Genomic DNA, 23,949 nt, shown 5'->3' with positions numbered 1-23,949 from the left:
TCAGGCCTGACGTAGGACAGGGAAAACCCGCTTCGGAAAGCGGTTTACACCTTTTCCAGCAAACGGTCCGCCTGTGCTCTTGCCTCGTCGGTCACTTCCGCGCCGGAGAGCATGCGGGCGATTTCCTGACGGCGCTCGTCGGCGCCCAGTTCGTGCACGCCGGTGCGGGTCACGGTGCCGTCGCTGGACTTGGCGATGAAGAAATGATTCGCGCCGGTCGCGGCCACCTGCGGGCTGTGGGTGACGGCCAGCAGCTGGCGGCGGCGGGACAGGCGGGACAGGCGCTCGCCAATCGCACTGGCGACGGCGCCGCCCACACCGCGATCGATCTCGTCGAATATGATGGTTTCCGCCCCGCCCTCTTCGGCCAGCGCCACCTTGAGCGCCAGAATGAAGCGCGACAATTCACCGCCCGATGCAATTTTGGCCAGCGGCGCAAAGGGCGCGCCTGGATTGGTGGAAATCAGAAACTCCACATGGTCCTTGCCGCGCGGCCCCCATTGTTCGGGCGGCAATTCTCCCACCATCGTCTGGAAGCGCGCCGCGTCCAGCTTCAGCGGCGCAAGCTCCCCGGCGACCGACTTGTCCAGACGCCCGCCGCACGCCATACGGGCCTGGGTGAGCGCGTCCGCCGCCTCTGCATAGTGCGCCGCCGCCTTGGCCTCGGCCGCTTCCAGCTTGGCGATACTGGCCGCGCCGCCTTCCAGCGCATCCAGCTTGGCGGCCAGCTTTTCCAGCAGTTCGGGCAGCGCATCGGGCTCCACCTGATGCTTGCGGGCGATGGCGCGCAGCTCGAACAGCCGGGTTTCCACCGCATCCAGCCGGGCAGGCTCGAACGACAGCGCCTCCGCGGCGACGTTGAGCTTCTCTTCGGCTTCACTTGCCTCGATCACCGCGCGGTCCAGCGCTTCGAGCGCCTGGGCCAGCATCTCATGCCCTTCGGCCACGCGGTCCAGGCGCCGCGCCGCGCCGCGCAATTGGGCCAGGCCGCCGTCCGATCCTTCGAACACGGCACGGATGGCGTCCAGATCCTCGGCGATCCGTTCGCCCGCCTGCATTCCGGCGCGCTCCTCGGCCAGTGCCTGTTCTTCGCCGGCCTCCGGCGAAAGCGCTTCCAGCTCACCCACGGCATGGTCCAGCCATTCACGGTCCCGCTCGGCCTCGTCGCGCTCGTCACGCGCGGTTTCCAGCTGCGTACGGGCCGCGGCCCAGGCCTTGTGCGCGGCGGCGACCGGCGCGGTGTCGCAGCGCCCGAAGGTATCGAGCAGCGCGCGATGTCCGCCGGGGTTCAGAAGGCCGCGATCGTCATGCTGGCCATGGATCTCGACGAGATGCCGTCCCACTTCGCGCAGCAGCGCCGCGCTGCAGGGCTGATCGGCCAGATGCGCGCGGCTGCCGCCATCGGCCTTCACCGTGCGGCGGATGACCAGCGGTTCGCCCGGTTCATGCTCGATTTCATTGTCTAGCAGCAGGCGGGCCAGCGGCGATCCCTCCGGCGGCGCGGCGAAACTGGCGGTGACCTTGGCCCGGTCCGCGCCCTGTCGCACCAGACCGCTGTCCGCGCGGGCGCCCAGAGCAAGGCCCAGCGAATCGAGCAGGATGGACTTGCCCGCCCCGGTCTCCCCAGTGAGCACACTTAGCCCGTCATCGAACTCCAGATCGAGCGCCTCGATCAGAACGACATCGCGGATGGACAACGCGGTAAGCATAAGGCTCCCCTACCCGCTCACGCGGCACAGGGGAATAGAGCGTGAACAGATCGCGCCCAGGAACGCCGCCGCATCAAACGTAGCTGGGAGCCTTGTCCTGCATCAGATCATAGGCGCGTTCATACCATTTGCTGCCGGGATAATTGGTCCCCAGCACGGCGGCGGCCTTCTTGGCTTCCAGCGGGATGCCGAGCGAGAGATAGGATTCCACCAGCCGATACAGCGCTTCTGGCGCATGGGTCGTGGTCTCATATTTATCGACCACTTCGCGGAAACGCAGCGTGGCGGCCAGCCACTGATTGCGGCGCTCGTAAAAGCGGCCGATTTCCATTTCCTTGCCGGCCAGATGGTCGTTCACCAGATCGATCTTCAGCGCGGCATCGGCGGCGTAGCGCGTTTCCGGATAGCGGCGCTGCACTTCACCCAGCGCGGCCAGCGCCTGCTCGGTCGTGCTCTGGTCGCGGCGCACATCGGCAATCTGCTCATAATAGCTGATGCCGATGAGGTAATAAGCGTAGGGCGCATCCTTGTTGCCGGGGTGGATCGACAGGAAGCGCTGCGAGGATTCGATCGCTTTGGGATAATCCGCGCTCATATAATAGCTGAACGCGCTCATCAGCTGCGCACGGCGCGCCCAGGGGGAATAGGGATGCTGGCGCTCCACCTCATCGAACAGCGCGGCGGCCACCTTGTACTGCCGCCGGTCCAGCCGGTCCTTGGCGGCATTGTAGAGCGTGCCGACATCGCGTGCGACATAGGCCGTGTCCGCGCCGGACTTGCCGCCGCCGCCAATGCCGAGCGTGGAACAGCCGGCCAACAGGACGGCCGAAAGCGCGATGGCGCCGGTACGAAAGATGAAGCGTGTCATGGGCATTCCCTAGCCTGCGGAGCGCGTTGCGCCAAGCCGTAAGCATGGCCGCCTGTATCGCCGATGAAGATGGGCCAGGTTCGCCCGGCGGGTTTAGGCCACGGCCATGAAAAAAGGGGCACCGGACTGGCCGGCACCCCCTTTTCATTTCTGCTTGTGCAGACGGATCAGTCGTTGGTGATGAAATCGGGCAGGCCGGCAGCATCACCCTTCGCACCATCGCTGTCACCGTCACGGCCACCGCCGCCACGCGGGCGACGCCCGCGACCACGGCCACCGCCGTCGCCACGTCCACCACCGTCGCGGTCACCGCGCGGTTTGCGATCGCCACGATCGCCGCGACCTTCGCTGCGGCCTTCACGCGGCGGACGGGTGTCCTCCAGCTCTTCACCGGTTTCCTGATCGACGACGCGCATCGACAGGCGCACCTTGCCGCGCTGATCGATCTCGAGCACCTTGACCTTGACTTCCTGCCCTTCGGACAGCTCGTCGGAGACCTTTTCCACGCGCTCGTTCTTGATCTCGGACACATGGACCAGACCGTCCTTGCCGCCCATAAAGTTCACGAACGCACCGAAATCGACCAGATTGACGACCTTGCCGTTGTAGACCTTGCCCACTTCGGCCTCTTCCACGATGCCCTCGATCCAGCGCTTGGCTGCTTCGATCTGCGACACGTCGGAGGAGGAGATCTTGATCACGCCGTCATCGTCGATATCGACCTTGGCGCCGGTTTCCGCAACGATCTCACGGATGACCTTGCCGCCCGTGCCGATGATGTCGCGGATCTTGGTCTTATCGATCTGCATCGTCTCGATCCGGGGTGCGAAGTCCGACAGTTCCTGGCGGGTGCCGCCAAGCGCTTCGTTCATCTTGCCCAGAATGTGCGCACGACCTTCCTTGGCCTGTGCCAGGGCGGTCTTCATGATCTCTTCGGTGATCCCGGCGACCTTGATGTCCATCTGGAGCGAGGTGATGCCCTGCTCGGTACCGGCCACCTTGAAGTCCATGTCACCGAGGTGATCCTCGTCACCCAGAATATCGGACAGAACGGTGAAGTCGTCGCCCTCGAGAATGAGGCCCATGGCAATGCCGGACACGGGGCGCTTCAGCGGAACGCCTGCGTCCATCATGGCCAGCGAGCCACCGCACACCGTCGCCATCGAGGAAGAGCCATTGCTCTCCGTGATGTCGGACAGGACGCGGATGGTGTAAGGGAACTCGTCCATGCTGGGCAGCACGGGGTGCAGCGCACGCCATGCCAGCTTGCCATGGCCGGTCTCGCGGCGGCTGGTGAAGCCGAAACGGCCCACTTCGCCGACCGAATAGGGCGGGAAGTTATAGTGCAGCATGAAGCGCTCGTAAGAGAGCCCTTCCAGACCGTCGATCATCTGCTCGGCATCCTTGGTGCCCAGCGTGGTGGTGCAGATGGCCTGCGTCTCACCGCGCGTGAACAGGGCAGACCCGTGGGCGCGGGGCAGGAAATGCACCATCGCCTCGATCGGGCGGATCTCGGTGGTCTTGCGGCCATCGATACGGCTGCCGTCCTTCAGGATGGCACCGCGCACAATGTCGGCTTCCAGCTTCTTGACCATCTTGCCGGCGGTCATCTGCTTCTGGCCATCGGCCTCGGCGAAATGCGCCTTCGCCTTGTCGCGCGCATTGTTGAGGGCGTTCGAACGCTCGGACTTGTCGGTCAGCTTGTAGGCTGCCGCAATGTCATTGCCGACGATGCCGCGCAGCTCTTCCTTGATCGCGTCGTTACCCTCGGAGCTCTTGACTTCCCAAGGCTCCTTGGCGGCCTTTTCGGCCAGATCGATGATCGCGTTGATCACCGGCTTGATGTGGTTGTGCGCGAACATGACCGCGCCCAGCATGACGTCCTCGTCCAGTTCCTTGGCTTCGGACTCCACCATCATCACGGCGTCGCCGGTGGCGGCGATGACCAGGTCGAGCTCGCCCGATTCCTTGATGTCGGACAGGCTGGGGTTCAGGATATATTCGCCGTCCTGATAGCCGACGCGCGCGCCGCCGATCGGGCCCATGAAGGGCAGACCGGAAATGGTGAGCGCAGCCGATGCCGCGATCATCGCAAGAATATCCGGCTCGGTCTCGCCATCATAGGACAGGACCTGGCAGATCACGTTGATTTCGTTGTAGAAACCTTCGGGGAACAGCGGGCGCACCGGACGGTCGATGAGACGGCTGGTCAGCGTCTCCTTTTCCGTGGCGCGGCCTTCGCGCTTGAAGAAGCCACCCGGAATGCGCCCGGCGGCCGAGAATTTTTCCTGATAGTGAACGGTGAGCGGGAAGAAATCCTGCCCTTCGCGCACGCTCTTTGCGGCGGTCACGGCGCACAGCACCACGGTATCGCCATAGGTTGCGAGCACGGCGCCATCAGCCTGACGGGCGATGCGGCCGGTTTCCAGAGTGAGGGTCTTGCCGCCCCATTCCAGCTCTACTTTTTGCGTATCGAACATATATTTTCCTTCTGAACCCTTCCGCCAGATTGCGCGAAGGGGCCTCATGTTTCCGTACGGGTCCGGTACGGATCGGATGTGGGCTTTCATGTGCCCGGTGCAGCCGCCCGCCTCATTGCGGGGAGCCGCTATCCCTATCTTGGATATATGATGGGAATAAAAGAAAACGGCCCCGCAAAGCGGAGCCGTCTTGTCGTCTTACTTACGCAGACCGAGCTTCTTGATCAGATCGGCGTAACGCTGCTCGTCCTTCTTGCGGAGATAATCCAGCAGACTGCGGCGCTTGTTCACCATCGCCAGCAGACCGCGGCGCGAGTGATTGTCTTTGTGGTTGTTCTTGAAATGGTCGGTCAGGTTGTTGATGCGATCGGTCAGGATAGCGACCTGCACTTCCGGCGAACCGGTATCGCCCTTCTGGCGGGCATTATCGCTGATGACTTCCTGCTTGCGTTCTGCAGTGATCGACATAAATTTTTTCCTTCGAACATCATAGGTTGAAACCACGGATGATGCGGAGATTTCCGCCGGTTATGTCTACCAGAGCGACCAGAACATGGTTCTCGTCGCGCGCCAGCTTCATACCGTCATCTGCGGCAATCCCGGATAGAAGACGGCCCTGTCGGACCGCTTTTGCCTCTCCGGGGGTGAGGGGAAGAGCCGGGATGTCGTCCAGCCCCGCCTCGATTGGCAAGAGTACTTCCTCAAGCGCGGCCCCTTGGCCGAGATCGGCCAGCCTGTCCAGCGAAATCGCGGAATCCAGCGCAAAGGAGCCTGCGCGCAGCCTCCTTAACATGGTGACGTGGCCGTAACAATCAAGCGCCCGCGCGATGTCTCTCGCCAAAGAGCGGATATAGGTACCCTTGGAGACATGGGCCTGCAGGGTGATCTCCTGCAGCGCGCCTTCCCCTTCGCAAACGGAGCTGAGCAAAGGCGAAAGACCGTGTACGGTCACGCCGCGCATGGTCATCTCCACGGCCACGCCGGCGCGCGCCAGATCATAGGCACGCTTGCCATCGATCTTCAGCGCGGAATATTTGGGCGGTATCTGCTCGATCGGCCCGGTGAACCGGGGCAGCACGGCGAGCACATCCGCCAAGGTGGGCCGGGCATCGCTGCTTTCCGCCGCCACCCCTTCTGCGTCCAGCGTATCGGTCTCCACGCCAAAGCCGATAGTGAAATCATAGACCTTGCTGGCGTCCAGCATATGCCCGGCCAGCTTGGTCGCCTCGCCCAGCGCGATCGGCAACACACCGGTCGCCAGTGGATCGAGCGTTCCGCCATGGCCAACCTTGCATTTGGGATAGCCGCCAGCGCGCAGCGCACGTTTCACCGCGCTCACACCCTGCGTGGAGCCAAGCCCCAGCGGCTTGTCGAGGATCAGCCAGCCATTGAGCGGTTTGCGTTCGGTCATGATGCGTCCGCGTTCAGCCGCGCCATGAAATGGCGGCGGCATAATGCGACATAGCGGTCCTCGCCGCCGATTTCGGTCTGCGCGCCTTCGCGCACCGCTTTGCCCGCCGCGTCGACGCGCAGGTTCATCGTCGCCTTGCGCCCGCATTCGCACACGGCTTTCAGCTCGATCAGCGCGTCGGCAATGCCGAGCAGCGCCGCGGCACCGGGGAACAGCTTTGCCTGAAAATCGGTGCGCAGGCCGTAACAGAGCACGGGAATATCCTGCTCGTCGGCCAATCGTGCGCACTGGAAGACCTGATCGCGGATCAAAAACTGTGCCTCGTCTATCAGCACGCAGGCGAGCGGCGCGTCGTCGTGCTGGCGCAGAACCGCATCATGCAGATTGGTGCCGGGCAGGAACCGGTGCGCATCACTGGACAGGCCGATCCGACTGCTGATCGCGCCGAAACCGGGCCGATCGTCGATCGCCGCCGTCCACAGCATCACGCGCATGCCGCGCTCACCATAGTTGAACGCGGTCTGCAGCAGCGTAGAGCTTTTGCCCGCATTCATGCTGGCATAATAGAAATACAGCTTGGCCATCGATGCCCCCTAAGCAGGCTGGCGGTGCACGCGAAACCGGCGATCAGACGTCCGGCGCGTCGTCCGGTTCTTCGCCAAGATCCTGCGCCACCTTGGGATCACGCAGCAGCGCATCGATATGCGCGCCTTCGTCGAAGCTCTCATCGGGCAGGAATTTCAGTTCAGCCGCATATTTCATGCGCACGCGCTTGGCCACTTCGCCCTTCAGATAGCCGGCATTCTCCTTCAGCGCCGCGCCGATTTCGGCCTCTTTCTGACCGAGCAGCGGTTTGAAGAAGACGGTGGCGTGGCGCAGATCTGGCGACATGCGAACTTCGGTGACGGAGATCGGCAGGCCCGCCAGACGCGGGTCGTGCACGTCGCCGCGCTGCAACAGCTCGCTCAGGATATGACGCACCTGCTCGCCCACCCGCAAGGTGCGGATGGAGCGGCCTTCGGGCCCGGAATCGTTGAAGCGCGCCATCAGTCCATCTTTTCCAAAATACGTCTCATTGAATTCATGTTGCGAGCCGTGGCGCGAAAGTCGAAGCGCTGATCGACCAGCGTGGCGAGCCTCGATACCCCGACACCGTCCACAAAATCGACATGATAGGCGCGCGTACCGGCGGCCACGCGCTCCGGCCCTGGATAATCCGCGGCGAAGGCGGCGAACTGCTCCGGATCGTAGCGTTCGCTCGCAAACAGCGTGTGCACCTTTTTCGGATCGCCATCATCGCCAAAGGGATTTTCGGCAATGGCCGCCGCGAGCTCGGCGCGATTGCGGATCGCGGCAAAGCTGCGAATGCCAAAGCGGTCATGCAGGATGAACGCCATCTTTTCGGCTATGCCGTCGGATGGGCGCTCATCATGCGTGAACAACAGATTGCCGCTGGCCACCACGGTCTCGATATCCTCGAAACCTTCATGCTCGATCGCGTCGCGCAGATCGACCATCTTCAGCCGATTACCGCCGACATTGATGCTGCCGAGGAACGCGACGTAGCGCATGCCTTATAGCGTGCGCTCGCGTTCCTCGACCTCGAACACCTCGAGCGTATCGCCCGCCTTGATGTCGTTGGTGTCCTGCAGCAACACGCCGCATTCCAGACCGGCACGAACCTCTGCCACATCGTCCTTGAACCGGCGCAGCGAGGCGATGACGGTTTTCGACACGATGACGTCCTGACGCGTAAGACGCGACAGCAGACCCTTTTTGAGGAAGCCGTCGGTGACGAGAAGACCCGCCGCCTTGTCGCGCTTGCCGGCAGGGAACACGTCCTTGACCTCGGCACGACCAACCACCGTCTCGATGATTTCCGGCCCAAGCTCGCCAGCCATTTCCTTGCGGATATCGTCCGTCAGATCGTAGATCACGTCGAAATATTTGAACCGCACCTTCTCGCGCTCGGCGATCTGGCGGGCCTTGGCATTCGGACGCACATGGAAGCCGATGATCGGCGCGCCGGAAGCCGCCGCCAGCGTCACATCGCTCTCGGTGATACCGCCGACGCCCTGATGCAGCACGCGCACCTTGATATCGTCGGTCGAGATCTTGTTGAGCGCCTGGACGATGGCCTGGGCGGTACCCTGCACATCGGCCTTGATCACCACCGGATATTCGATGGCGGCCTCGGTCCCCATGGCTGAGAACATGTTCTCCAGCGATGTCGGGGCCTGTGTGGTGCGCTGCTTGCGTGCCTGTTCCGAACGATAGGTGGCGACTTCGCGCGCACGCTGCTCATTCTCGACCACGGTGAGCATGTCACCGGCATTCGGCACACCGGACAGGCCAAGGACTTCCACCGGCACCGATGGTCCGGCAGTTTTCACCTGCTTGCCCGTATCGTCGATCAGCGCGCGGACCTTGCCGCTCTCCCCGCCGACGACGAAGATATCGCCGCGCTTAAGCGTGCCGCGATTGACGAGCACGGTGGCAACCGCACCGCGGCCCTTGTCCAGCTTGGCCTCGATCACGATACCCTCGGCATCGCGGTCCGGCCGCGCCTTCAGCTCCATGAGTTCGGCCTGCAGCGCCAGCTTTTCGAGCAGTTCGTCCAGACCGGTCTTCTTCAGTGCGGACACTTCCACGTCCTGCACGTCGCCGCCCATATCCTCGACGATGACTTCATGTTCCAGCAGGCGTTCGCGCACCTTCTGCGGCTTGGCGCCTTCCTTGTCGATCTTGTTGATCGCCACGATCATCGGCACACCGGCAGACTTGGCGTGGTTGATCGCCTCGATCGTCTGCGGCATCAGCCCGTCATCCGCCGCGACCACCAGGATCACGATATCGGTAACGTTCGCGCCGCGCGCACGCATTTCGGTAAACGCCTCATGGCCCGGCGTGTCGAGGAAGGTGATCAGATCGCCATTCTTCGTCTTCACCTGATAGGCGCCGATATGCTGCGTGATACCGCCGGCTTCACCGGAGGTGACACTGGTGCCGCGGATCGCGTCGAGCAGGCTGGTCTTGCCGTGATCGACATGGCCCATGACCGTAACGACGGCGGAACGCGGCTTCTGCGTCTCTTCGGGATCGACATCCGTGGTGGTGTTGATCTCGATATCGGCTTCGGACACGCGCTTGATCTTGTGGCCGAACTCTTCGACCAGCAGCTCTGCGGTATCCTGATCGATCGTCTGGTTGACCGTGACGGCCATGTCCATGTTGAACAGGACCTTCACCAGATCCGCGCCCTTTTCGGCCATACGGTTGGCCAGTTCCTGCACGGTGATGGCATCCGGCACCACGACTTCGCGGCTCTGCTTGGGCTGCGCCTCGCGCTTGCGGCCAGACATCTGGGCACGCTTTTCCTTGTCACGCGCACGCTTCAGCGCGGCGAGCGAGCGGGCACGTGCGCCATCGTCTTCGTTCAGCGCAGTCTTGACCGACAGTTTGCCGGAACGACGGCGATCGTCCTGCGGCGTGGTCTTGGCGTTGCGCGCAGGCTTCTTTTCCTTCTCCACCTTGGGCGCGCGCTCGGGACGCTCGACCGGGGTGAAGCGCCGTGGCGGCGGCATCGCGCTAGTCGGCGCAACGGCCACGGGCTCTGCATCCGCACCGGCATCGGCAGCCGGGGCTTGATCCGCAGCGGCGGTGTCTGGCTGCGCAGCTTCTTCAGGCTCCGCCGCAGGGGCAGGCTCGGCAGGCGCATTGGCAGCACGCTCTTCGGCCGCGCGATTTTCCTCGGCGCGGCGGCGCTCTTCCTCAAGCGCCTTGGCCTTGGCCTCTTCCTCGCGGCGGCGGCTTTCCTCGGCCTGATTCAGGCGGGCCTCTTCGGCCTCCCTCAGCAGCTTGGCCTGCATTTCCTGGCGCGTAAGATTGTCCATCGGCGCCCTGGCGCGCGGCGCAGGAGCCGGCGGCGGTGCCTTGGCAACCGGTGCGGGCTTGGGCGCGGGTGCAGGAGCAGGTGCGGGCGGCGGCGGTGGGGCCAGTGCCTCTTCCTTGGCCTTGTCCGCAACGGCAGCCTGGCCGGGCTTGCCGACCAGCTTCTTGCGCTTGACCTCAACCTCAACCTTGTGGGTCCGGCCGTGGCTGAAGCGCTGCTCGACCTGCCCCGCATCGACCGACCTCTTGAGGGTCAGCGGCTTGCGGGTCAGTTTTGGTTTGTCTTGTGTATCATCACTCATCGAACAGCAGTCTTCCTAAGGTCGTCTTCATGTGTCGCAGCTTGACCGTCCCCGTCAGCGGGGGCGGCACCGTTACTGCATCCGGTGTAATTTAGCCAGCGGCGGAGATGGTGCAGCACGCGGGCTGCCGCCTTCTCCCCCAATATCGCGGCGTGGACCGCATTGTCGCGCCCCAATGCCATAGATAGGGCGTCCCGGTCCACCGGCAAGACGAGGCCGGTATCACCCGAACCCTCCCGCTCGGTGCCGACTCGCAGCGCCTGATCCAGCTTGCGCCGACCGTCGGGGCGCGAATCGAGTGTATGGAGCAGCAGATTGACTCGGCCGCCACGCGCCCGTTCAGCAATCTTTTCAGAGCCCGTCAGCAGATTGGATGCCCGCGCCTCCAGCCCGAGCCGGTCCAGCGTGGCCTGACGCAGCTGCGTCTCGATCCACTCCGGCAGATTGTCCGGCATGGTCACGCCGCCCGTCTTGAAGGCGCGCGCAATGGCGCCCTTCATGCGGCCTTTCTCGATCGCCGCTTCCAGTTCGCTGCGCGATACGCCGATCCAGGCACCACGGCCCGGAGCCTTGGCATTGACGTCCGGCGCCAGCATACCATCGGGAGACACCGCAAGGCGCACCAGCATGTCCTGCGGTGCACGGTCCCCCGACAGGATGCAGCGGCGCACGGGGCTGCTGCGATCCTTATGGCCATGGGAGCCGGACGAAGGCGCACCCTCGTCTGGCAAGATCATGTTCTTATCGCCCGAGGCAGTCTCGCCCGGCGCAACCTGGCCGGACGCGATCTGATCCTGCGATGCGGACCCTAGATCCGTATCCGGCGTATCATTGGGAAGCTTCCGCATTGGCGGCCTCCCCTTCTTCTGCGGCTGCGGGCGTTTCCGCCGGTGCCTTGTCCTCATCGTCGAACCAGTGTGCGCGCGCTGCCATGATGATCTCGTTGCCCTGCTCTTCCGAGAGGCTGTACGAGGCCAGCACGCCCGGCTTCACCTCGGTGCGGCGACGGTCGCTGTTGGAGCGGCGCGGTTCCTGGCGCGGCTTGAAAATCAGCTCATCGGTGGCAAGATCGGCCAGATCGTCGAGCGTCTTGATGCCCGCCTTGCCCAGCGTCACCAGCATGCCCTCGGTCAGGATCGGCAGTTCCGCCAGCGCATCTTCCACGCCCAATTCACGGCGTTCGGTGCGGGAGGCTTCCTCGCGACGTTCCAGCGCTTCCATCGCGCGGTTCTGCAGCTCTTCGGCCAGCTCTTCATCAAAGCCCTCGATGCCGGAAATTTCATCCAGCGCGACATAGGCTACCTCTTCCAGCTCGCTGAAGCCTTCGGCCACCAGCAGCTGAGACAGCGTCTCGTCGACGTCCAGCTCTTCCTGGAAAAGTTCGGTCCGCTCGGCGAATTCCTTCTGCCGCTTCTCGGAGCTTTCCTCCTCGGTCATGATGTCGATGCCATGGCCGGTCAGCTGACTGGCGAGGCGGACATTCTGGCCGCGGCGACCGATGGCGAGCGACAGCTGATCGTCCGGCACCACCACTTCGATGCGGGTCTCTTCCTCGTCGATCACCACGCGGCTCACCGTAGCCGGCTGCAACGCGTTCACCACGAAGGTGGCGGTATCTTCGCTCCAGGGAATGATGTCGATCTTCTCGCCCTGCATTTCCTGCACGACGGCCTGTACGCGGCTGCCCTTCATGCCGACGCAGGCACCGACCGGATCGATCGACCCGTCATAGCTGATGACGCCGATCTTGGCGCGGCTGCCCGGATCGCGGGCTGCGGCCTTGATCTCGATAATGCCATCGTAAATTTCGGGCACTTCCTGCGCGAACAGCTTTTTCATGAAATCGGGATGCGCGCGGCTGAGCAGGATCTGCGGCCCGCGATTTTCGCGTTGCACCTTCAGGATCAGCGAGCGGATGCGATCGCCGGTGCGCACCATTTCGCGTGGGATTTGCTGGTCGCGGCGGATCACGCCCTCGGCGCGGCCCAGATCGACCACGATATGGCCGAACTCGACGGACTTGACGACGCCGGTGATGATCTCACCCGCACGGTCCTTAAATTCCTCGAACTGACGCTCACGCTCGGCATCGCGGACCTTCTGGAAGATCACCTGTTTGGCCGACTGCGCGTCGATCCGTCCCAGATCGACCGGGGGCAGCGGATCGACGATGAAATCGCCGACGCCGGCGTCCTTCTGCAGCTTCTGACCCTGCTTCAGATCGACCTGCTTGAAATGATCCTCGACCTCTTCGACCACCTCGACCACCTCGACCACGCGCCACAGCTGCAGATCGCCGGTCTGCATGTCGAGCTTCGCACGAATGTCGTTCTCGGCGCCATAGCGCGAGCGCGCAGCGCGCTGGATCGCTTCTTCGAGCGCTTCGACGACGATCGCCTTGTCGATCATCTTCTCCTGCGCCACCGCATTGGCGATTGCGAGCAGTTCTGCCTTGTTGGCGGAAATCGGGCTGGCCATGTATCTCTACTTCTTTCGTTGCATCTATCTATATAGCGGGTGCGCCGGAGCGCCTAATTCTCGTCGCCATCCTCGGCGTCGTCGTCCCCGGCAATTTCTTCCACCTCATCGGCGCCCTGCGCATCCATCGGCGCCGTCGCGGCGATCAACCGATCGGTCAGCATCAGCTTGGCCGAATGCAGCGTGGCCGGATCGAACAGCATCTTGCCGGACTTGCGATCGTCGATAGCGATCATGCCGTCTTCCACGCCGATCAGATCGCCGCGCAGTTGTTTGCGGCCATCGACACCGGCGGTCAGATTCACCCGCACCTCATGACCGGCCCAATCGGAAAAATCCTTCAGCCGGGTGAGCGGACGGTCGATGCCGGGCGAGCTGACTTCCAGCCGGTACGCGCCGTCGATCGGGTCCTTGCCGGCCTCTTCCATCTCGTCGAACTTGTTCGACAGACGGCGCGACAGCTTGGCGCAATCATCGATCCCCAGCTGGCGGGTATCGGGCCGCTCAGCCATGATCTGAAGCGTGCGCTCATCTCCGCCGAGCCAGGCAACGCGCACCAGATCGAAGCCAAGCGCTTCGGCTTCGCTGGCAATCAATGCGGTCAGGGCTTCGAGATCGGGCATGGGCCTCCAAAAAATTTTGTCGTTCCGCGGCGCTAAGCAAAGCCGGTCGTCGCCGCGCCCTTTCGGAGGCGGCCCCGCGATCGTCTCTGCAATGTCGGGAACGAGCGAGGATATAGATGCCGGGGCGGTTGCTGGCAAGTCCATTCCTCCGCCGGCTCCGCAGTGGGCGCGGCGGATTAGCCCTGGCGGCGGCGGGGAACGGAATGTGTGATCGACCGCTTTATTTGTGTAAACGTCTCACCAGCCGACGAAAAACTGGTCCATCGAACAAGGATTCCCCCCCATGCGTCATCTTCTTGCCCTTGCCGCCCTGCCCCTCCTCGCCGCCGGGTGCAATGGCAGCACCGACAAGTCGATGGCCGCCGAAAACCCGGACAGCGCGATCGGCACGCCGCAGGCAGGTAGCAGCAGCAGCAGCGGTCCGCAGAACGCCGCGCAGATGAGCAAGGTGGCCAAGCTGCCGTTCGACGTGGAGACCGTGGCCGATCTGGACGAGCCATGGGCGATGACCTTCCTAGGCGCAGGCGAAGCGCTGATTACCGAAAAGGACGGACGCCTCCTGCACTGGACGCAAAATGGCGGCACGCAGCAAGTTTCCGGAACGCCTAAGGTCGATTATGGCGGTCAGGGCGGCCTGGGCGATGTCGTTCTGGCGCCCGACTTTGCGCAGAGCGGCATGGTCTATCTCAGCTGGGTGGAAGCGGGCGATGGCGATACGCGCGGGGCGGTGGTGGGCCGCGCCAAGCTGAACCGTACGGGCGCGGCGCCTAGCCTGGATAATCTTCAGATCGTTTGGCGGCAGGCCCCCAAGGTGACCGGGCGCGGCCATTTCTCGCATCGCATCGCCTTTTCGCCCGACGGCAAATATATGTTCATCAGCTCCGGCGAACGGCAGAAGCAGGACCCGGCGCAGGACCGCAGCAACAATCTGGGCAGTATCGTGCGCCTCTATCCCGATGGCAGCGTGCCGGAAGACAATCCTTTTTATGATGAAGGCGGCACCACCGCGCAAATTTGGTCCTATGGCCACCGCAATACGCTGGGCCTCGCCTTTTCCCCCAATGGGCAACTCTGGAACCATGAAATGGGCCCCAAGGGTGGAGATGAGGTCAATCTGATAAAGCGCGGCGCCAATTATGGCTGGCCGGTGCGATCCTATGGCGACAATTATGACGGCAAGCCGATCCCCGATCACAGCGCGGACGACGGCTTTACCAAGCCGAAGGTCTATTGGACCCCGGTCATCTCGCCCGCGGGCATGATCTTCTACACCGGCAGCCTGTTTCCGGAATGGCAGGGATCGATCCTGATGGGCGGCCTCTCCAGCAAGTCGCTGGCGCTGATCAATGTGAACGATCAGGAAGCGCGGCAGGAGACGTGGTTCGATATGGGTACGCGCATCCGCGAGGTCGAACAGGCCCCCGACGGATCGGTGTGGCTGCTGGAAGATGGCGGGAAGAGCGCACAGGGCCGGGTCATGCGTCTAACGCCCAAATCGACGAGCTGATCGAAAGACCAGCCTGCATGCCGCCGCTATCGCTCATGAAAAGGCTGGAGCGGGCGGCGGGAATCGAACCCGCACGATCAGCATGGGAAGCTGACAGGCTACCACTACATCACGCCCGCATGCGCGCTCCATTAGCTTGAGCGCGGGCGGCTGACAAGCGGATTGGCGACAGCCGCCAGGCCTGACGGTCTAACGGCAGACCCGAAATCCTGTGGTGCCGCGATCGGCTTGATCCAGATGAAAATGATTGGCGTGGGCCGCGTTATAGTCCGGAGAGAGCACCGTGGCGAACAGATCGCAGGCGCCATCGCGCACCTCGCGCAGAAATGCCTGCTCTTGCGCATTGCCGTCATTCCAGTCGTCGAGCACGCTGATTTTCTTGCCGCCTTCCAGCGTGAAGCTGGCAATATCGATGGCATCGGCCGTGGCATGCTCGCTCCAAGGACCGTCCGATCCGCCATACATGCGGCGGCAGCTATAGGATCCGAAATGGCCGATGCTGGCGACGGATTCGCCGAAATGCTTGCGCGCGGCTGGCTGCAGCACCTGCCATTCCCATAGCGCCAGACCGGTGACGACAGGGCAACTGGTGGCCAGGGAAGCCGGGCGGAAGCGGATGGCCGTTGCGCCGCCGGCTTCGGGGATCAGGCTGTCATCGGCCAGACACTGCCCCTCCCCACGCGGCGAACGCACCGCATATTCCACGCCCGCCCGATCCAGCAGCGCCCGGCATTTAGCAGGATCCGACCCCAGCGCCGCAATCTTGCGGCCCGTAAACATTCCCACCGGCTGCGTCAGATCAAGCTCGGTCCAGGGAACGTCCTGCGGCCGATCGCGCACCACGACGTAGCCGATCAGCCCTATGCCTCCGATCAGCAGGAGCAGGACGATGCTGCGAACGACACCTTTGACAGTCCGCAGCATCGTGGAATTAGCGGTTCGCCGCCGTGGTGGTGGTGCCGCTCAGGTCAGACAGGAAGCTGCGCACCCGTTCGGCATTCACGCCGATATCGCTCTGCCCGACGCGGCTGACCGAACGCATGTCGATGATCGACCCTTCGCCGCCGGCAGCCGGACGCACGCGCAGCACGACATCATCCTTGAACCGGAAAGCGCTGACCGTGTCGGTCGCTTCCAGCCGTCCGCGCGCCTGAACGGCGGCGACTACATCCCAGTCGCGGTCCTGCGCCAGCCGGTCGGCGGCGGCAATCACATCGGCCACGGGCATGTTCACCCGCACGGAGCGGATATCGGGATACGCTTCCTGATGCAGCAAGGCCCAGCGCTGGCGCGGGGACAACCCCTGCATGTCCCCATCATCGGCGCCGGGAATGGCGTCCCAATTGTCGGCGCGCAGTTGCAAGGCCACGAACTGCGGGGGATCAGCCAGATCGGTCGAGATGTCATGGATGGCGGGAAGCGATTTGGCGACGCTTACCTGATAGCCGATATATCCGGCAAAGATGGCGGCGGACAGCATGCCGACCAGAAGCCGCGGCATCTTGGTGCGCATACCCTTGCGACGACGCCAGACGAACACGCCAATCCCCAGCGCCAGCGTGAAGAGCGCCAGGAAAAAGGCATAACGCAGCCAGGTGAGGCCGACCGTATAATCCCAGAACCCCCAGCCGGAACCGAACGAGGCCAAAAGGCCCCACAGGCCGGCACCGGCACCGAGGATCAGCACCAGAAGCCCGAAAGGATCACGCTTGATCAACGCGGGCTTTCCGCTGGACGGATTGGCAGCCGCGTCCTGCGTCCCGCCGACCGGCTCTGTTTGATTGACGTCCATGATGCGCTGCCCCTCTGATGAATTCTGTTCTGGCCTAAACGTGCATGGCACGCAGGCGGTTGCACCTGTGCTTGTCATCCAACCACGGCGCATTGGCAAGCTGGAACGGGCACTCTATCTGATAGCGATGCCCTATGACGCGCCCGACCTTGCCAGCCTGACCGCCGAAGACATCCTGCGCCTGGGCGCGGGCGGTGGTTTTCCTCCCGTGCAGGACTGGGACCCGCAGGCCGCTTCGGACAGCCTGATGCGGATCGATGCGGAAGGCCGCTGGTACCATGATGGCGGGCCGATCAATCGCCCGGCGATGGTCCGCGCCTTTTCGCGCCTGCTGCGACTGGAGGAGGATGGCCGTTTCGCCTTGGTCGTTCCCTATGAGAAACAATGGATCGCGGTGGAAGATGCGCCGTTCCAGGCGGTCGAGATGCGGGTGGAAGGCAGCGGCGAGGAAACGTCGATCAGCTTCAGGCTGAATACCGACGATATCGTGGTGGCTGGGCCAGGCCACGCGCTGCGGCCCGGCAGCGACCCCGATGCGCCGCGTCTCTATCTGCATGTGCGGCATGGGCTGGAGGCACGGCTGACCCGCGCGGTCTATTATGAGCTGGTGGAACTTGCGCTGGCGACCGATCCCGATCATCCCGGCATCTGGAGCGGCGGCAGCTTTTTCACTGTGGAGCCATCGGCATGAGCCTTGCCGCCCGGCTGACCCGCGCGCTCGCCATGGATGCGATGCATGAAGATGAGGCCAGCTTCGGTCCGCCGCCCGGCGGCTATCGCGAGGCGGCCGTCCTCATCCCCATCACCAGGCGCGATGAGCCGGGCGTGATTTTGACCCAGCGTCCCGACTGGTTGCGCAACCATCCCTCGCAGGTCGCCTTTCCTGGCGGCAAGCTGGAACCGGAAGACAAGGATTCCATCGCTGCCGCCCTGCGCGAGGCGCAGGAGGAACTCGCCATTCCGCCCGACCAGGTGGACGTGATCGGCGCATCCTCTCCCTATCTTTCCGGGAGTGGATTTCGCATCGTGCCGGTGATTGGGCTGGTGCCGCCAGACCTTGCCATTGTTCCCTGCCCCGATGAGGTGGCAGACTGGTTCGAGGTGCCGCTCGCCTGGCTGCTGGATCATCGCAATGTCGAACAGAAGAGCGGCATCTGGCAAGGCAGCCGCCGCGTCTATTATGATATGGACTGGCAGGGCCGCCGCATCTGGGGCGTGACCGCCGGGATCATCGCCAATCTGTCACGGCGCCTGCGGGAAGCGGCATGAAACTGCCCGATGCCGCGTGGCGCAGCGATCCGGCCCTGATCGCCGTGGTTGCCGCATTGAGCGATGGCGAAATGCAGCCCAGGATCGTCGGCGGCGCGGTGCGCGACAGCCTGCTGGGGCGCGCCGTGCACGATATCGATCTGGCCACGCCGTTACGGCCCGAAGAGGTGATGCGGCGGCTCAAGGCGGCGGGCCTCAAAGCGGTGCCCACCGGCATCGATCACGGCACGGTCACTGCCGTCGCCGATGGGCGCACGTTTGAGGTCACGACCTTGCGGCGCGACGTTTCCACCGACGGCCGCCGCGCCACTGTGGCCTTTTCGGACGACTGGCGGGAAGATGCGGCGCGGCGCGATTTCACGATCAATGCGCTCTATGCGGATCCACAGACGGGCGAGATTTCCGACTATTTCGGCGGTCTGGCCGATCTGGAGGCACAGCGTCTGCGTTTCATTGGCGATGCCACGCAGCGCATTGCCGAGGATCATCTGCGCATCCTGCGCTATTTTCGTTTCCTCGCGCGGTTCGGGCGCAGCGAAGTGGACGGGGAAGCCTATGCCGCCTGCCACGCGGCGGCCAGCAGCCTGAAAGGCCTGTCGCGCGAACGCATTGCCGACGAACTGCTCAAACTGCTAGGGCTGGACGATCCGCGTTTCGCCGTACGCGCGATGCTCGGCGGCGGTATCTTCGCGCCGGTGCTGCCGGAGATAACGGACATGGCGCTGCTCGATCGGCTGATCGAGCGGGAACAAGCGCACGCCGTGGACCCCGCTGCGCTGCGCCGCCTGCTCGCGCTGCTGCCGGCCAGCGTGGAAACGGCCACCGATATCGGCGCGCGGCTGAAATTGTCCCGCAAGCAGCGGGAAGCCATGCGCGATCGCATTCTGTGCCGCGACAACTCCATCCCGCGCCACGCCGCCTATGCCCATGGGTGGGACGCGGCGCGCGATGCCGCGCTGCTCTATGCCGATGATGCCGGGTGCGAGGCTGCGCTTGACGCCCTGATGGACTGGACGCCGCCGCGTTTCCCGCTGAAGGGCGCAGACCTCATCGCCCGCGGACTGCAACCGGGACCGGAACTTGGCCGGAAACTCCATGCGATCGAAGCCCGCTGGATGGCGGAGAATTTTCCGGTGGCCGATCGGCTGGATGCTCTTGTCGCGGAGCAGCTCTAAGGCGAGCGGTGCGCCCCTGCCCCTCAAGGCCCATGATCAGTCGAAGCGATTGTCCTTCGGGAAGCCATTGGGCGGCAGCCGACCCGCCGCGCCGCGCGCCACACGCCATGGCAGCAAATCCGTCTCGGTCCGCGTGCGCCCGGTCTCGCCGCCCATCGTCCAGCTGAGGCCGTCCTCCAGCCTGAACGTGATCGCGTCGCTCAGCCCGCCATCCTTGTAACGCTGCAACATCACGCCCTGCCCGCGCGTCATCTCGGGCATATCGGCCAGCGCGAACACCACCAGCTTGCGATTGTCCCCGACGGCGGCGACATGATCGTCTTCTGCCGCGATCTCGCGCACCACCTTGAGGACGGCGCTGCCTTTGGGGTTGACCACCTGGCGGCCTTTGCGGGTTTCGGCAATCAGCTCATCCATCTGCGCCACGAAACCGCGCCCCCCGGACGCCGCAAGCAGCAGCCGGCCCCCCTTGCGCGCGGCCATGACGGAGATGATCGCATTGCCGCCATCGATATCCACCATGGATCCGATCGGCTCGCCAAAGCCGCGCGCGCCGGGCAGCTTGTCCGCGCCCAGCGTGTAGAAACGCCCGCTGGCCGTGGCGACCAGCAGCTTGTCGGTCGTCTGCGTCTCGAAGCTCTGCGAAAGCTCGTCGCCTTCCTTGTATTTTACGCCGGAAATATCGTTGCCATGGCCCTTCATCGCCCGGATCCAGCCGCGCTTGGAGACGATCACGGTCAGCGGCTCGCGCTCGATCATGGCCTCCAGCGGCACCTCGATGGTTGCGTCAGCTTCCTCCAGCCCGGTGCGCCGCGCGCCGAGCGCCGTATCCTCGGCATAGTCCTTGCGCAGCTCGGCAATGTCCTTCTTCAGCCGCGTGCGCTGCCGGGCAGGGCTTTCGAGCAGCTTCACCAGCCCCTCACGCTCGGCAGCCAGCTTGTCGCGCTCGCGCTTCAGCTCCATCTCCTCCAGCTTGCGCAGGGAGCGCAGCCGCATGTTGAGGATCGCCTCGGCCTGCCTGTCGGTGAGTTGAAATTCCTCCATCAGCACCGGCTTTGGCTCATCCTCGGCGCGGATGATGGCGATCACCCGGTCGAGATTGAGATAGGCGATGATATAGCCTTCGAGCAGTTCCAGCCGCGCATCGATGGCGTCCAGCCGGTGCTGCGAACGGCGCTGCAGCACGACGATCTGGTGCTTCAGCCAATGCTCCAGCACCTCGCCCAGCCCCATCACCATGGGGGTGTGCGCGGCGTCCAGCACGTTCATGTTGAGCGAGAAACGGCTCTCCAGATCGCTCAGGCGGAACAGCGCGTTCATCAGCTGCTCGGGGTCCACCGTGCGGTTCTTGGGCTCCAGCACGATGCGGATCTCCGCATCGCTCTCGTCGCGCACATCGGTCAGGATCGGCAGCTTGCGGTCGGCGATCAGGTTCGCGATCTGCTCGATCAGCTTGCCCTTCTGCACCTGATAGGGAATCTCGGTAATCACCGCCTGCCAGGCACCGCGTTCCAGCTTTTCGATCGTGTAGCGCGCGCGCACCCGGAAGGAGCCGCGCCCCGTCTTGTAGGCATGCGATATGCTGGCCGGCGCATCGACCAGAAGACCGCCGGTGGCAAAATCCGGCCCCTTCACGATCTCCATCAGCTGGTCATGCGAGGCGTTGGGCTGATCGATCAGCAGCGTCGCGGCATCCAGGATTTCATGGACATTGTGCGACGGGATGGAGGTGGCCATGCCGACCGCGATTCCCGCCGCGCCATTGGCCAGCAGGTTCGGGAACAGCCCGGGCATCACCTCGGGCTCTTCATCCTCACCATTATAGGTCGGGCGCAGATCGGTGCCGTTCTCGTTCAGCCCGGCCATCAGCTGCATCGCCGTCTTGGTCAGCTTGGCCTCGGTATACCGATAGGCCGCGGCATTATCGCCATCGATATTGCCGAAATTGCCCTGTCCGTCGACCAGCGGATAGCGCAGCGAGAATGTCTGCGCGAGCCGCACCATCGCGTCATAGACCGACTGATCGCCATGCGGATGATATTTGCCGATGACATCGCCCACCACGCGGGCGCATTTCTTGTAACCCTGGCTCGGGTCCAGCCGCAGCAGCCGCATCGCCCAGAGCAGCCGCCGATGCACTGGCTTCAGCCCGTCACGCAGATCGGGCAGCGACCGCGCCGTGATGGTGGACATGGCATAGACCAGATAGCGCTCGGACAGCGCCGCATCGAACGGCGCATCGACGATCTGGTCGAACTCGTCCTTGGGCGTCTCCGGGGTATCCAGGGTGGTGTCATCGCTCATGACTGCACCGGATAGCAGCCGCTTGGCTCAAGGAACAGACAGGGCCCAGCAAAAACTGTGGAAAGCAGCGCGGATGACTTGAAGGTCACACGGGTCACACTGTCCAGGAGCGGAAAGTGAGCTTCGTGAAATGCGCGGTTCACCCGGGGCGAAACGGAAGACCGACAGTGTGAAAGAGCGGGTGATCTTATGACGCAAACAGGGGCGTGTAGGACAGCCCTTTGTTATTGGGTCAGGCGCGGAATTGCCGAACATACTGGCAATCAGGCCGAGGCGCTTTTGAAGGCCGACCTATCCCGCCGGGGGATCACCTATGCCCAGCTTGTTGGGAAGCTAGCAGACGTGGGAGTTATGAACTCTGAGCCAAATGTCAGGAAGAAGATCAGCCGGGGTGAATTTTCCACCGGTGTTTTTAATCCAATGCTTAGAGGCTATTGGGGCGACAAACCTTTTGCTTTAATTATGTGACGCGCATGGGCTACTGCTTCTTTGAAGTGCCCGTCTTTTAGAAGCGTACCGGTAGCGGCGTAAAACAAGCACATGTCATTCAGCATAGTATCAACATCAGTTTCGTCGCCAAACCGAGGCGTGGTAATTTTCGATTTTTCGTAGGAAATACGGAGCGAATAGCCAGCGGCTAAGAGGTCACGAGCATTTTCTCCATGGCTTGAATGGTTTCCTGAAAAGTAAACGTCCACTCGGCGAGCAAAACGAAGGCCTTCCAGACCCAATCCGTAGTACCTATCTGATTTCCGAGGTGATTTTCCAGAAGATGTACGAGGCCATGACGTGTGAATCAGATAGATGGTAGCGATAAGCGCTGCGCCAAAAGCAGCCCACCAAGGCGTTGCAAGAACGTATAAAATTACCTGATGACCCACCTTCGATGCTACTTTCGCATCGTCTGGCAGTGTCGCGTAGCCAATGCCGTCCGCTACAAGCCGCGCTCCTAGAAAAAGCCACAGAATGCCAGTTACTAAAAACGACCCTATTCGTTTGGCTGCAATCATACACTAACCTTGTCCCAAGCCCGCTCATAACGCGAGTCCTGAAACCGAACTGCGCCGGCGGGCACCCGCGCTTGGCGCGTTTCCTACATAATGCCGAGGGGGATGAAGGTTGCGTTGCATACGTAGCTCACACGTATTCCGGCGCGCTTGTGCAATCGTTGGTTTTGCGAAAAACCGATATGCTCGCGCATCGGCGGCTATGGATTGGACGGTTGCGATGGGTCGGGCGAAACAGCGGGTCGTGATCGTGGGGGCCGGGTTCGGCGGGATGGAGGCGGCGCAGCGGCTCGATTCTAGGCTGGCCGAGATCGTGCCGATCAATTGCACCACTACCTCATGGCTGGTCGATCCAGCTTGGCGCGAAGCGGAGGCGGCTGATCCCGCAGCGCTTTCAAAACCCCTTCAGGCGGCGCGGGCGAGTTTGGGATAGATATCGGCCAACGGGCTTATGGCACCGAGCAGGCCTGGCAGCGCCGATTTGTGGACGAGCCATTCGGCGTGGCGCTGCGCCAGCGCCTGATCTCCATTGGCCATGGCATCCAGCACCGAGAGAAAGGCGCGCTCGCTTGGCGTCGTGGTCGGCGCGCCGATGGCACCGATGTGGAGCGGGCGACGGGCCCCCCGCTGCAGGGCAGCCACCGCCCGGCAGAGCGACCAATGCGCAATGCGGCCTTCGGCACGGCCAGGGCTGACCGCCAGTTCGGCCGCCGAACGATCGGCGAGCGTGCTGCCTTGTGCAATCCGGTCAAACCAATGGGCGCGAAAATGTTCGATCATGGAAACCTCAACAGCTTGCGTGCTATTGAGAATGATAAGCAAAAGAGACTGGGTCAAGCCATTTTGCCATAAATATTCGTGCGGGCATGAAAAAGGGCGGCCGGAACCGCCCTTTTTTCTCACCTATGCGGATCGCTGGCTGAAGCCATCCGCTGCTGATGTGCTCAGGCGGCTTTGCGCTCACCCTCGGCTGCAACAAACTCGCCGCACCAGTCGTCGGACGACACGGTGGGCCAATGCGCCTTCTTGTCACCCTCTGCCGGCGACGGTGCATAGCGGCGGCACTCGGTCTGATTCGTCTGGAAAAACTTGCAGTTCTGGCAATGCATTAGCGCGATCCTTTATGTCTGTTC

At 63.3% G+C, this 23,949-nt stretch carries 23 protein-coding genes and 1 tRNA gene; 5 read left to right on the top strand and 19 right to left on the bottom strand.

What is annotated here, in order from left to right; translation table 11 throughout:
* Positions 1-44: 44 nt before the first annotated feature.
* The 12 genes from recN to rimP all read right to left on the bottom strand — a co-directional run bounded on the left by recN (position 45) and on the right by rimP (position 13,762).
* Positions 45-1,709 (bottom strand): DNA repair protein RecN, encoded by a 1,665-nt coding sequence (gene recN / locus G410_RS0101875; protein ID WP_022671962.1) that lies wholly within the window; start codon positions 1,707-1,709, stop codon positions 45-47.
* Between the two features lie 73 nt (positions 1,710-1,782).
* Complete coding sequence (locus tag G410_RS0101870) at positions 1,783-2,577, bottom strand: outer membrane protein assembly factor BamD (RefSeq protein WP_022671961.1); 795 nt, start codon at positions 2,575-2,577, stop codon at positions 1,783-1,785.
* Positions 2,578-2,744: 167 nt separating this feature from the next.
* Positions 2,745-5,057 (bottom strand): polyribonucleotide nucleotidyltransferase, encoded by a 2,313-nt coding sequence (gene pnp, locus G410_RS0101865; RefSeq protein ID WP_022671960.1) that lies wholly within the window; start codon positions 5,055-5,057, stop codon positions 2,745-2,747.
* 198 nt (positions 5,058-5,255) lie between these two features.
* Entirely contained in the window at positions 5,256-5,525 is a 270-nt protein-coding gene (gene rpsO / locus G410_RS0101860) for a 30S ribosomal protein S15 (RefSeq protein WP_022671959.1), read from the bottom strand.
* A 19-nt stretch (positions 5,526-5,544) separates the two neighbouring features.
* Positions 5,545-6,468, bottom strand: a complete 924-nt coding sequence (gene truB / locus G410_RS0101855) for a tRNA pseudouridine(55) synthase TruB (protein ID WP_028970941.1) — start codon at positions 6,466-6,468, stop codon at positions 5,545-5,547.
* Positions 6,465-7,052, bottom strand: a complete 588-nt coding sequence (locus tag G410_RS0101850; RefSeq protein ID WP_022671957.1) for a thymidine kinase — start codon at positions 7,050-7,052, stop codon at positions 6,465-6,467. Before G410_RS0101850 ends, truB begins: the two co-directional genes overlap by 4 nt.
* A gap of 43 nt (positions 7,053-7,095) precedes the next feature.
* Positions 7,096-7,515: a 30S ribosome-binding factor RbfA gene (gene rbfA, locus G410_RS0101845; protein ID WP_022671956.1), complete on the bottom strand. Its 420-nt coding sequence runs from the start codon at positions 7,513-7,515 to the stop codon at positions 7,096-7,098.
* Positions 7,515-8,039, bottom strand: coding sequence for a DUF1697 domain-containing protein (locus G410_RS0101840; RefSeq protein ID WP_022671955.1), 525 nt, complete (start codon positions 8,037-8,039; stop codon positions 7,515-7,517). Before G410_RS0101840 ends, rbfA begins: the two co-directional genes overlap by 1 nt.
* Positions 8,040-8,042: 3 nt before the next feature.
* Positions 8,043-10,661: a translation initiation factor IF-2 gene (infB, locus tag G410_RS0101835; RefSeq protein WP_022671954.1), complete on the bottom strand. Its 2,619-nt coding sequence runs from the start codon at positions 10,659-10,661 to the stop codon at positions 8,043-8,045.
* Positions 10,658-11,398, bottom strand: a complete 741-nt coding sequence (locus G410_RS15215; RefSeq protein WP_084488924.1) for a DUF448 domain-containing protein — start codon at positions 11,396-11,398, stop codon at positions 10,658-10,660. The genes infB and G410_RS15215 overlap by 4 nt, the downstream gene beginning before the upstream one ends.
* A gap of 91 nt (positions 11,399-11,489) precedes the next feature.
* A complete protein-coding gene (gene nusA, locus G410_RS0101825) occupies positions 11,490-13,139 on the bottom strand; it encodes a transcription termination factor NusA (protein ID WP_022671952.1) in 1,650 nt (549 codons plus the stop codon).
* 53 nt (positions 13,140-13,192) lie between these two features.
* The gene (rimP, locus tag G410_RS0101820; protein WP_022671951.1) at positions 13,193-13,762 is read right to left on the bottom strand and encodes a ribosome maturation protein RimP; all 570 of its coding nucleotides are present in this window, start codon (positions 13,760-13,762) and stop codon (positions 13,193-13,195) included.
* 283 nt (positions 13,763-14,045) lie between these two features.
* On the opposite strand from rimP, the gene G410_RS0101815 reads away from it, so the two are divergent.
* Complete coding sequence (locus tag G410_RS0101815; RefSeq protein WP_022671950.1) at positions 14,046-15,269, top strand: PQQ-dependent sugar dehydrogenase; 1,224 nt, start codon at positions 14,046-14,048, stop codon at positions 15,267-15,269.
* A gap of 45 nt (positions 15,270-15,314) precedes the next feature.
* Here G410_RS0101815 and G410_RS0101810 read toward each other — a convergent pair.
* The 3 genes from G410_RS0101810 to G410_RS17240 form a co-directional block, all read right to left on the bottom strand.
* Positions 15,315-15,388, bottom strand: a tRNA-Gly gene (locus G410_RS0101810).
* 70 nt (positions 15,389-15,458) lie between these two features.
* Positions 15,459-16,190, bottom strand: a complete 732-nt coding sequence (locus tag G410_RS0101805) for an extensin-like domain-containing protein (protein ID WP_028970939.1) — start codon at positions 16,188-16,190, stop codon at positions 15,459-15,461.
* A gap of 10 nt (positions 16,191-16,200) precedes the next feature.
* On the bottom strand, positions 16,201-17,061 hold the full coding sequence (locus G410_RS17240; RefSeq protein WP_022671948.1) for a DUF1499 domain-containing protein: 861 nt from the start codon (positions 17,059-17,061) through the stop codon (positions 16,201-16,203).
* A 127-nt stretch (positions 17,062-17,188) separates the two neighbouring features.
* On the opposite strand from G410_RS17240, the gene G410_RS0101795 reads away from it, so the two are divergent.
* The 3 genes from G410_RS0101795 to G410_RS0101785 are packed head-to-tail and all read left to right on the top strand — an operon-like array spanning position 17,189 to position 19,505.
* Positions 17,189-17,752: a DUF1285 domain-containing protein gene (locus G410_RS0101795; protein ID WP_028970938.1), complete on the top strand. Its 564-nt coding sequence runs from the start codon at positions 17,189-17,191 to the stop codon at positions 17,750-17,752.
* On the top strand, positions 17,749-18,330 hold the full coding sequence (locus G410_RS0101790; RefSeq protein WP_022671946.1) for a CoA pyrophosphatase: 582 nt from the start codon (positions 17,749-17,751) through the stop codon (positions 18,328-18,330). The genes G410_RS0101795 and G410_RS0101790 overlap by 4 nt, the downstream gene beginning before the upstream one ends.
* Positions 18,327-19,505, top strand: coding sequence for a CCA tRNA nucleotidyltransferase (locus G410_RS0101785; protein ID WP_022671945.1), 1,179 nt, complete (start codon positions 18,327-18,329; stop codon positions 19,503-19,505). Before G410_RS0101790 ends, G410_RS0101785 begins: the two co-directional genes overlap by 4 nt.
* A gap of 36 nt (positions 19,506-19,541) precedes the next feature.
* On the opposite strand, the gene parC is transcribed toward G410_RS0101785, so the two are convergent.
* Positions 19,542-21,809: a DNA topoisomerase IV subunit A gene (parC, locus tag G410_RS0101780; RefSeq protein ID WP_022671944.1), complete on the bottom strand. Its 2,268-nt coding sequence runs from the start codon at positions 21,807-21,809 to the stop codon at positions 19,542-19,544.
* A gap of 189 nt (positions 21,810-21,998) precedes the next feature.
* Between parC and G410_RS18430 the strand changes: the two genes are divergently transcribed.
* Positions 21,999-22,277: a DUF6471 domain-containing protein gene (locus G410_RS18430; RefSeq protein ID WP_425411239.1), complete on the top strand. Its 279-nt coding sequence runs from the start codon at positions 21,999-22,001 to the stop codon at positions 22,275-22,277.
* Here the strand turns inward: G410_RS18430 and G410_RS17880 are convergent.
* The 3 genes from G410_RS17880 to G410_RS17875 form a co-directional block, all read right to left on the bottom strand.
* Positions 22,241-22,819: a hypothetical protein gene (locus G410_RS17880; protein ID WP_156851823.1), complete on the bottom strand. Its 579-nt coding sequence runs from the start codon at positions 22,817-22,819 to the stop codon at positions 22,241-22,243. The two genes, G410_RS18430 and G410_RS17880, sit on opposite strands and share 37 nt — an antisense overlap.
* A 402-nt stretch (positions 22,820-23,221) precedes the next feature.
* The gene (locus G410_RS0101765) at positions 23,222-23,596 is read right to left on the bottom strand and encodes a hypothetical protein (protein WP_156851822.1); all 375 of its coding nucleotides are present in this window, start codon (positions 23,594-23,596) and stop codon (positions 23,222-23,224) included.
* A 164-nt stretch (positions 23,597-23,760) separates the two neighbouring features.
* Positions 23,761-23,925 (bottom strand): hypothetical protein, encoded by a 165-nt coding sequence (locus tag G410_RS17875; protein ID WP_022671941.1) that lies wholly within the window; start codon positions 23,923-23,925, stop codon positions 23,761-23,763.
* Positions 23,926-23,949: the final 24 nt, after the last annotated feature.

It is taken from the genome of Novosphingopyxis baekryungensis DSM 16222 (genome assembly GCF_000420305.1).
GTDB classification, from domain to species: domain Bacteria; phylum Pseudomonadota; class Alphaproteobacteria; order Sphingomonadales; family Sphingomonadaceae; genus Novosphingopyxis; species Novosphingopyxis baekryungensis.
Note: the sequence above shows the minus strand (reverse complement) of the source record. Positions and strands in the feature narration are given on the sequence as shown.

Bases quoted from the DNA above. Each gene is read 5' to 3' on its own strand.
- G410_RS0101795 (WP_028970938.1), top strand. From the start codon at position 17,189: ATGCCCTATGACGCGCCCGACCTTGCCAGCCTGACCGCCGAAGACATC.
- truB (WP_028970941.1), bottom strand. From the start codon at position 6,468: ATGACCGAACGCAAACCGCTCAATGGCTGGCTGATCCTCGACAAGCCG.
- rbfA (WP_022671956.1), bottom strand. From the start codon at position 7,515: ATGGCGCGCTTCAACGATTCCGGGCCCGAAGGCCGCTCCATCCGCACC.
- G410_RS17240 (WP_022671948.1), bottom strand. From the start codon at position 17,061: ATGGACGTCAATCAAACAGAGCCGGTCGGCGGGACGCAGGACGCGGCT.
- G410_RS0101790 (WP_022671946.1), top strand. From the start codon at position 17,749: ATGAGCCTTGCCGCCCGGCTGACCCGCGCGCTCGCCATGGATGCGATG.
- G410_RS0101840 (WP_022671955.1), bottom strand. From the start codon at position 8,039: ATGCGCTACGTCGCGTTCCTCGGCAGCATCAATGTCGGCGGTAATCGG.
- G410_RS0101785 (WP_022671945.1), top strand. From the start codon at position 18,327: ATGAAACTGCCCGATGCCGCGTGGCGCAGCGATCCGGCCCTGATCGCC.
- G410_RS0101765 (WP_156851822.1), bottom strand. From the start codon at position 23,596: ATGATCGAACATTTTCGCGCCCATTGGTTTGACCGGATTGCACAAGGC.
- G410_RS17875 (WP_022671941.1), bottom strand. From the start codon at position 23,925: ATGCATTGCCAGAACTGCAAGTTTTTCCAGACGAATCAGACCGAGTGC.
- pnp (WP_022671960.1), bottom strand. From the start codon at position 5,057: ATGTTCGATACGCAAAAAGTAGAGCTGGAATGGGGCGGCAAGACCCTC.
- parC (WP_022671944.1), bottom strand. From the start codon at position 21,809: ATGAGCGATGACACCACCCTGGATACCCCGGAGACGCCCAAGGACGAG.
- G410_RS18430 (WP_425411239.1), top strand. From the start codon at position 21,999: ATGACGCAAACAGGGGCGTGTAGGACAGCCCTTTGTTATTGGGTCAGG.
- G410_RS0101850 (WP_022671957.1), bottom strand. From the start codon at position 7,052: ATGGCCAAGCTGTATTTCTATTATGCCAGCATGAATGCGGGCAAAAGC.
- rpsO (WP_022671959.1), bottom strand. From the start codon at position 5,525: ATGTCGATCACTGCAGAACGCAAGCAGGAAGTCATCAGCGATAATGCC.
- G410_RS15215 (WP_084488924.1), bottom strand. From the start codon at position 11,398: ATGATCTTGCCAGACGAGGGTGCGCCTTCGTCCGGCTCCCATGGCCAT.
- G410_RS0101815 (WP_022671950.1), top strand. From the start codon at position 14,046: ATGCGTCATCTTCTTGCCCTTGCCGCCCTGCCCCTCCTCGCCGCCGGG.
- G410_RS17880 (WP_156851823.1), bottom strand. From the start codon at position 22,819: ATGATTGCAGCCAAACGAATAGGGTCGTTTTTAGTAACTGGCATTCTG.
- nusA (WP_022671952.1), bottom strand. From the start codon at position 13,139: ATGGCCAGCCCGATTTCCGCCAACAAGGCAGAACTGCTCGCAATCGCC.
- G410_RS0101870 (WP_022671961.1), bottom strand. From the start codon at position 2,577: ATGACACGCTTCATCTTTCGTACCGGCGCCATCGCGCTTTCGGCCGTC.
- infB (WP_022671954.1), bottom strand. From the start codon at position 10,661: ATGAGTGATGATACACAAGACAAACCAAAACTGACCCGCAAGCCGCTG.
- recN (WP_022671962.1), bottom strand. From the start codon at position 1,709: ATGCTTACCGCGTTGTCCATCCGCGATGTCGTTCTGATCGAGGCGCTC.
- rimP (WP_022671951.1), bottom strand. From the start codon at position 13,762: ATGCCCGATCTCGAAGCCCTGACCGCATTGATTGCCAGCGAAGCCGAA.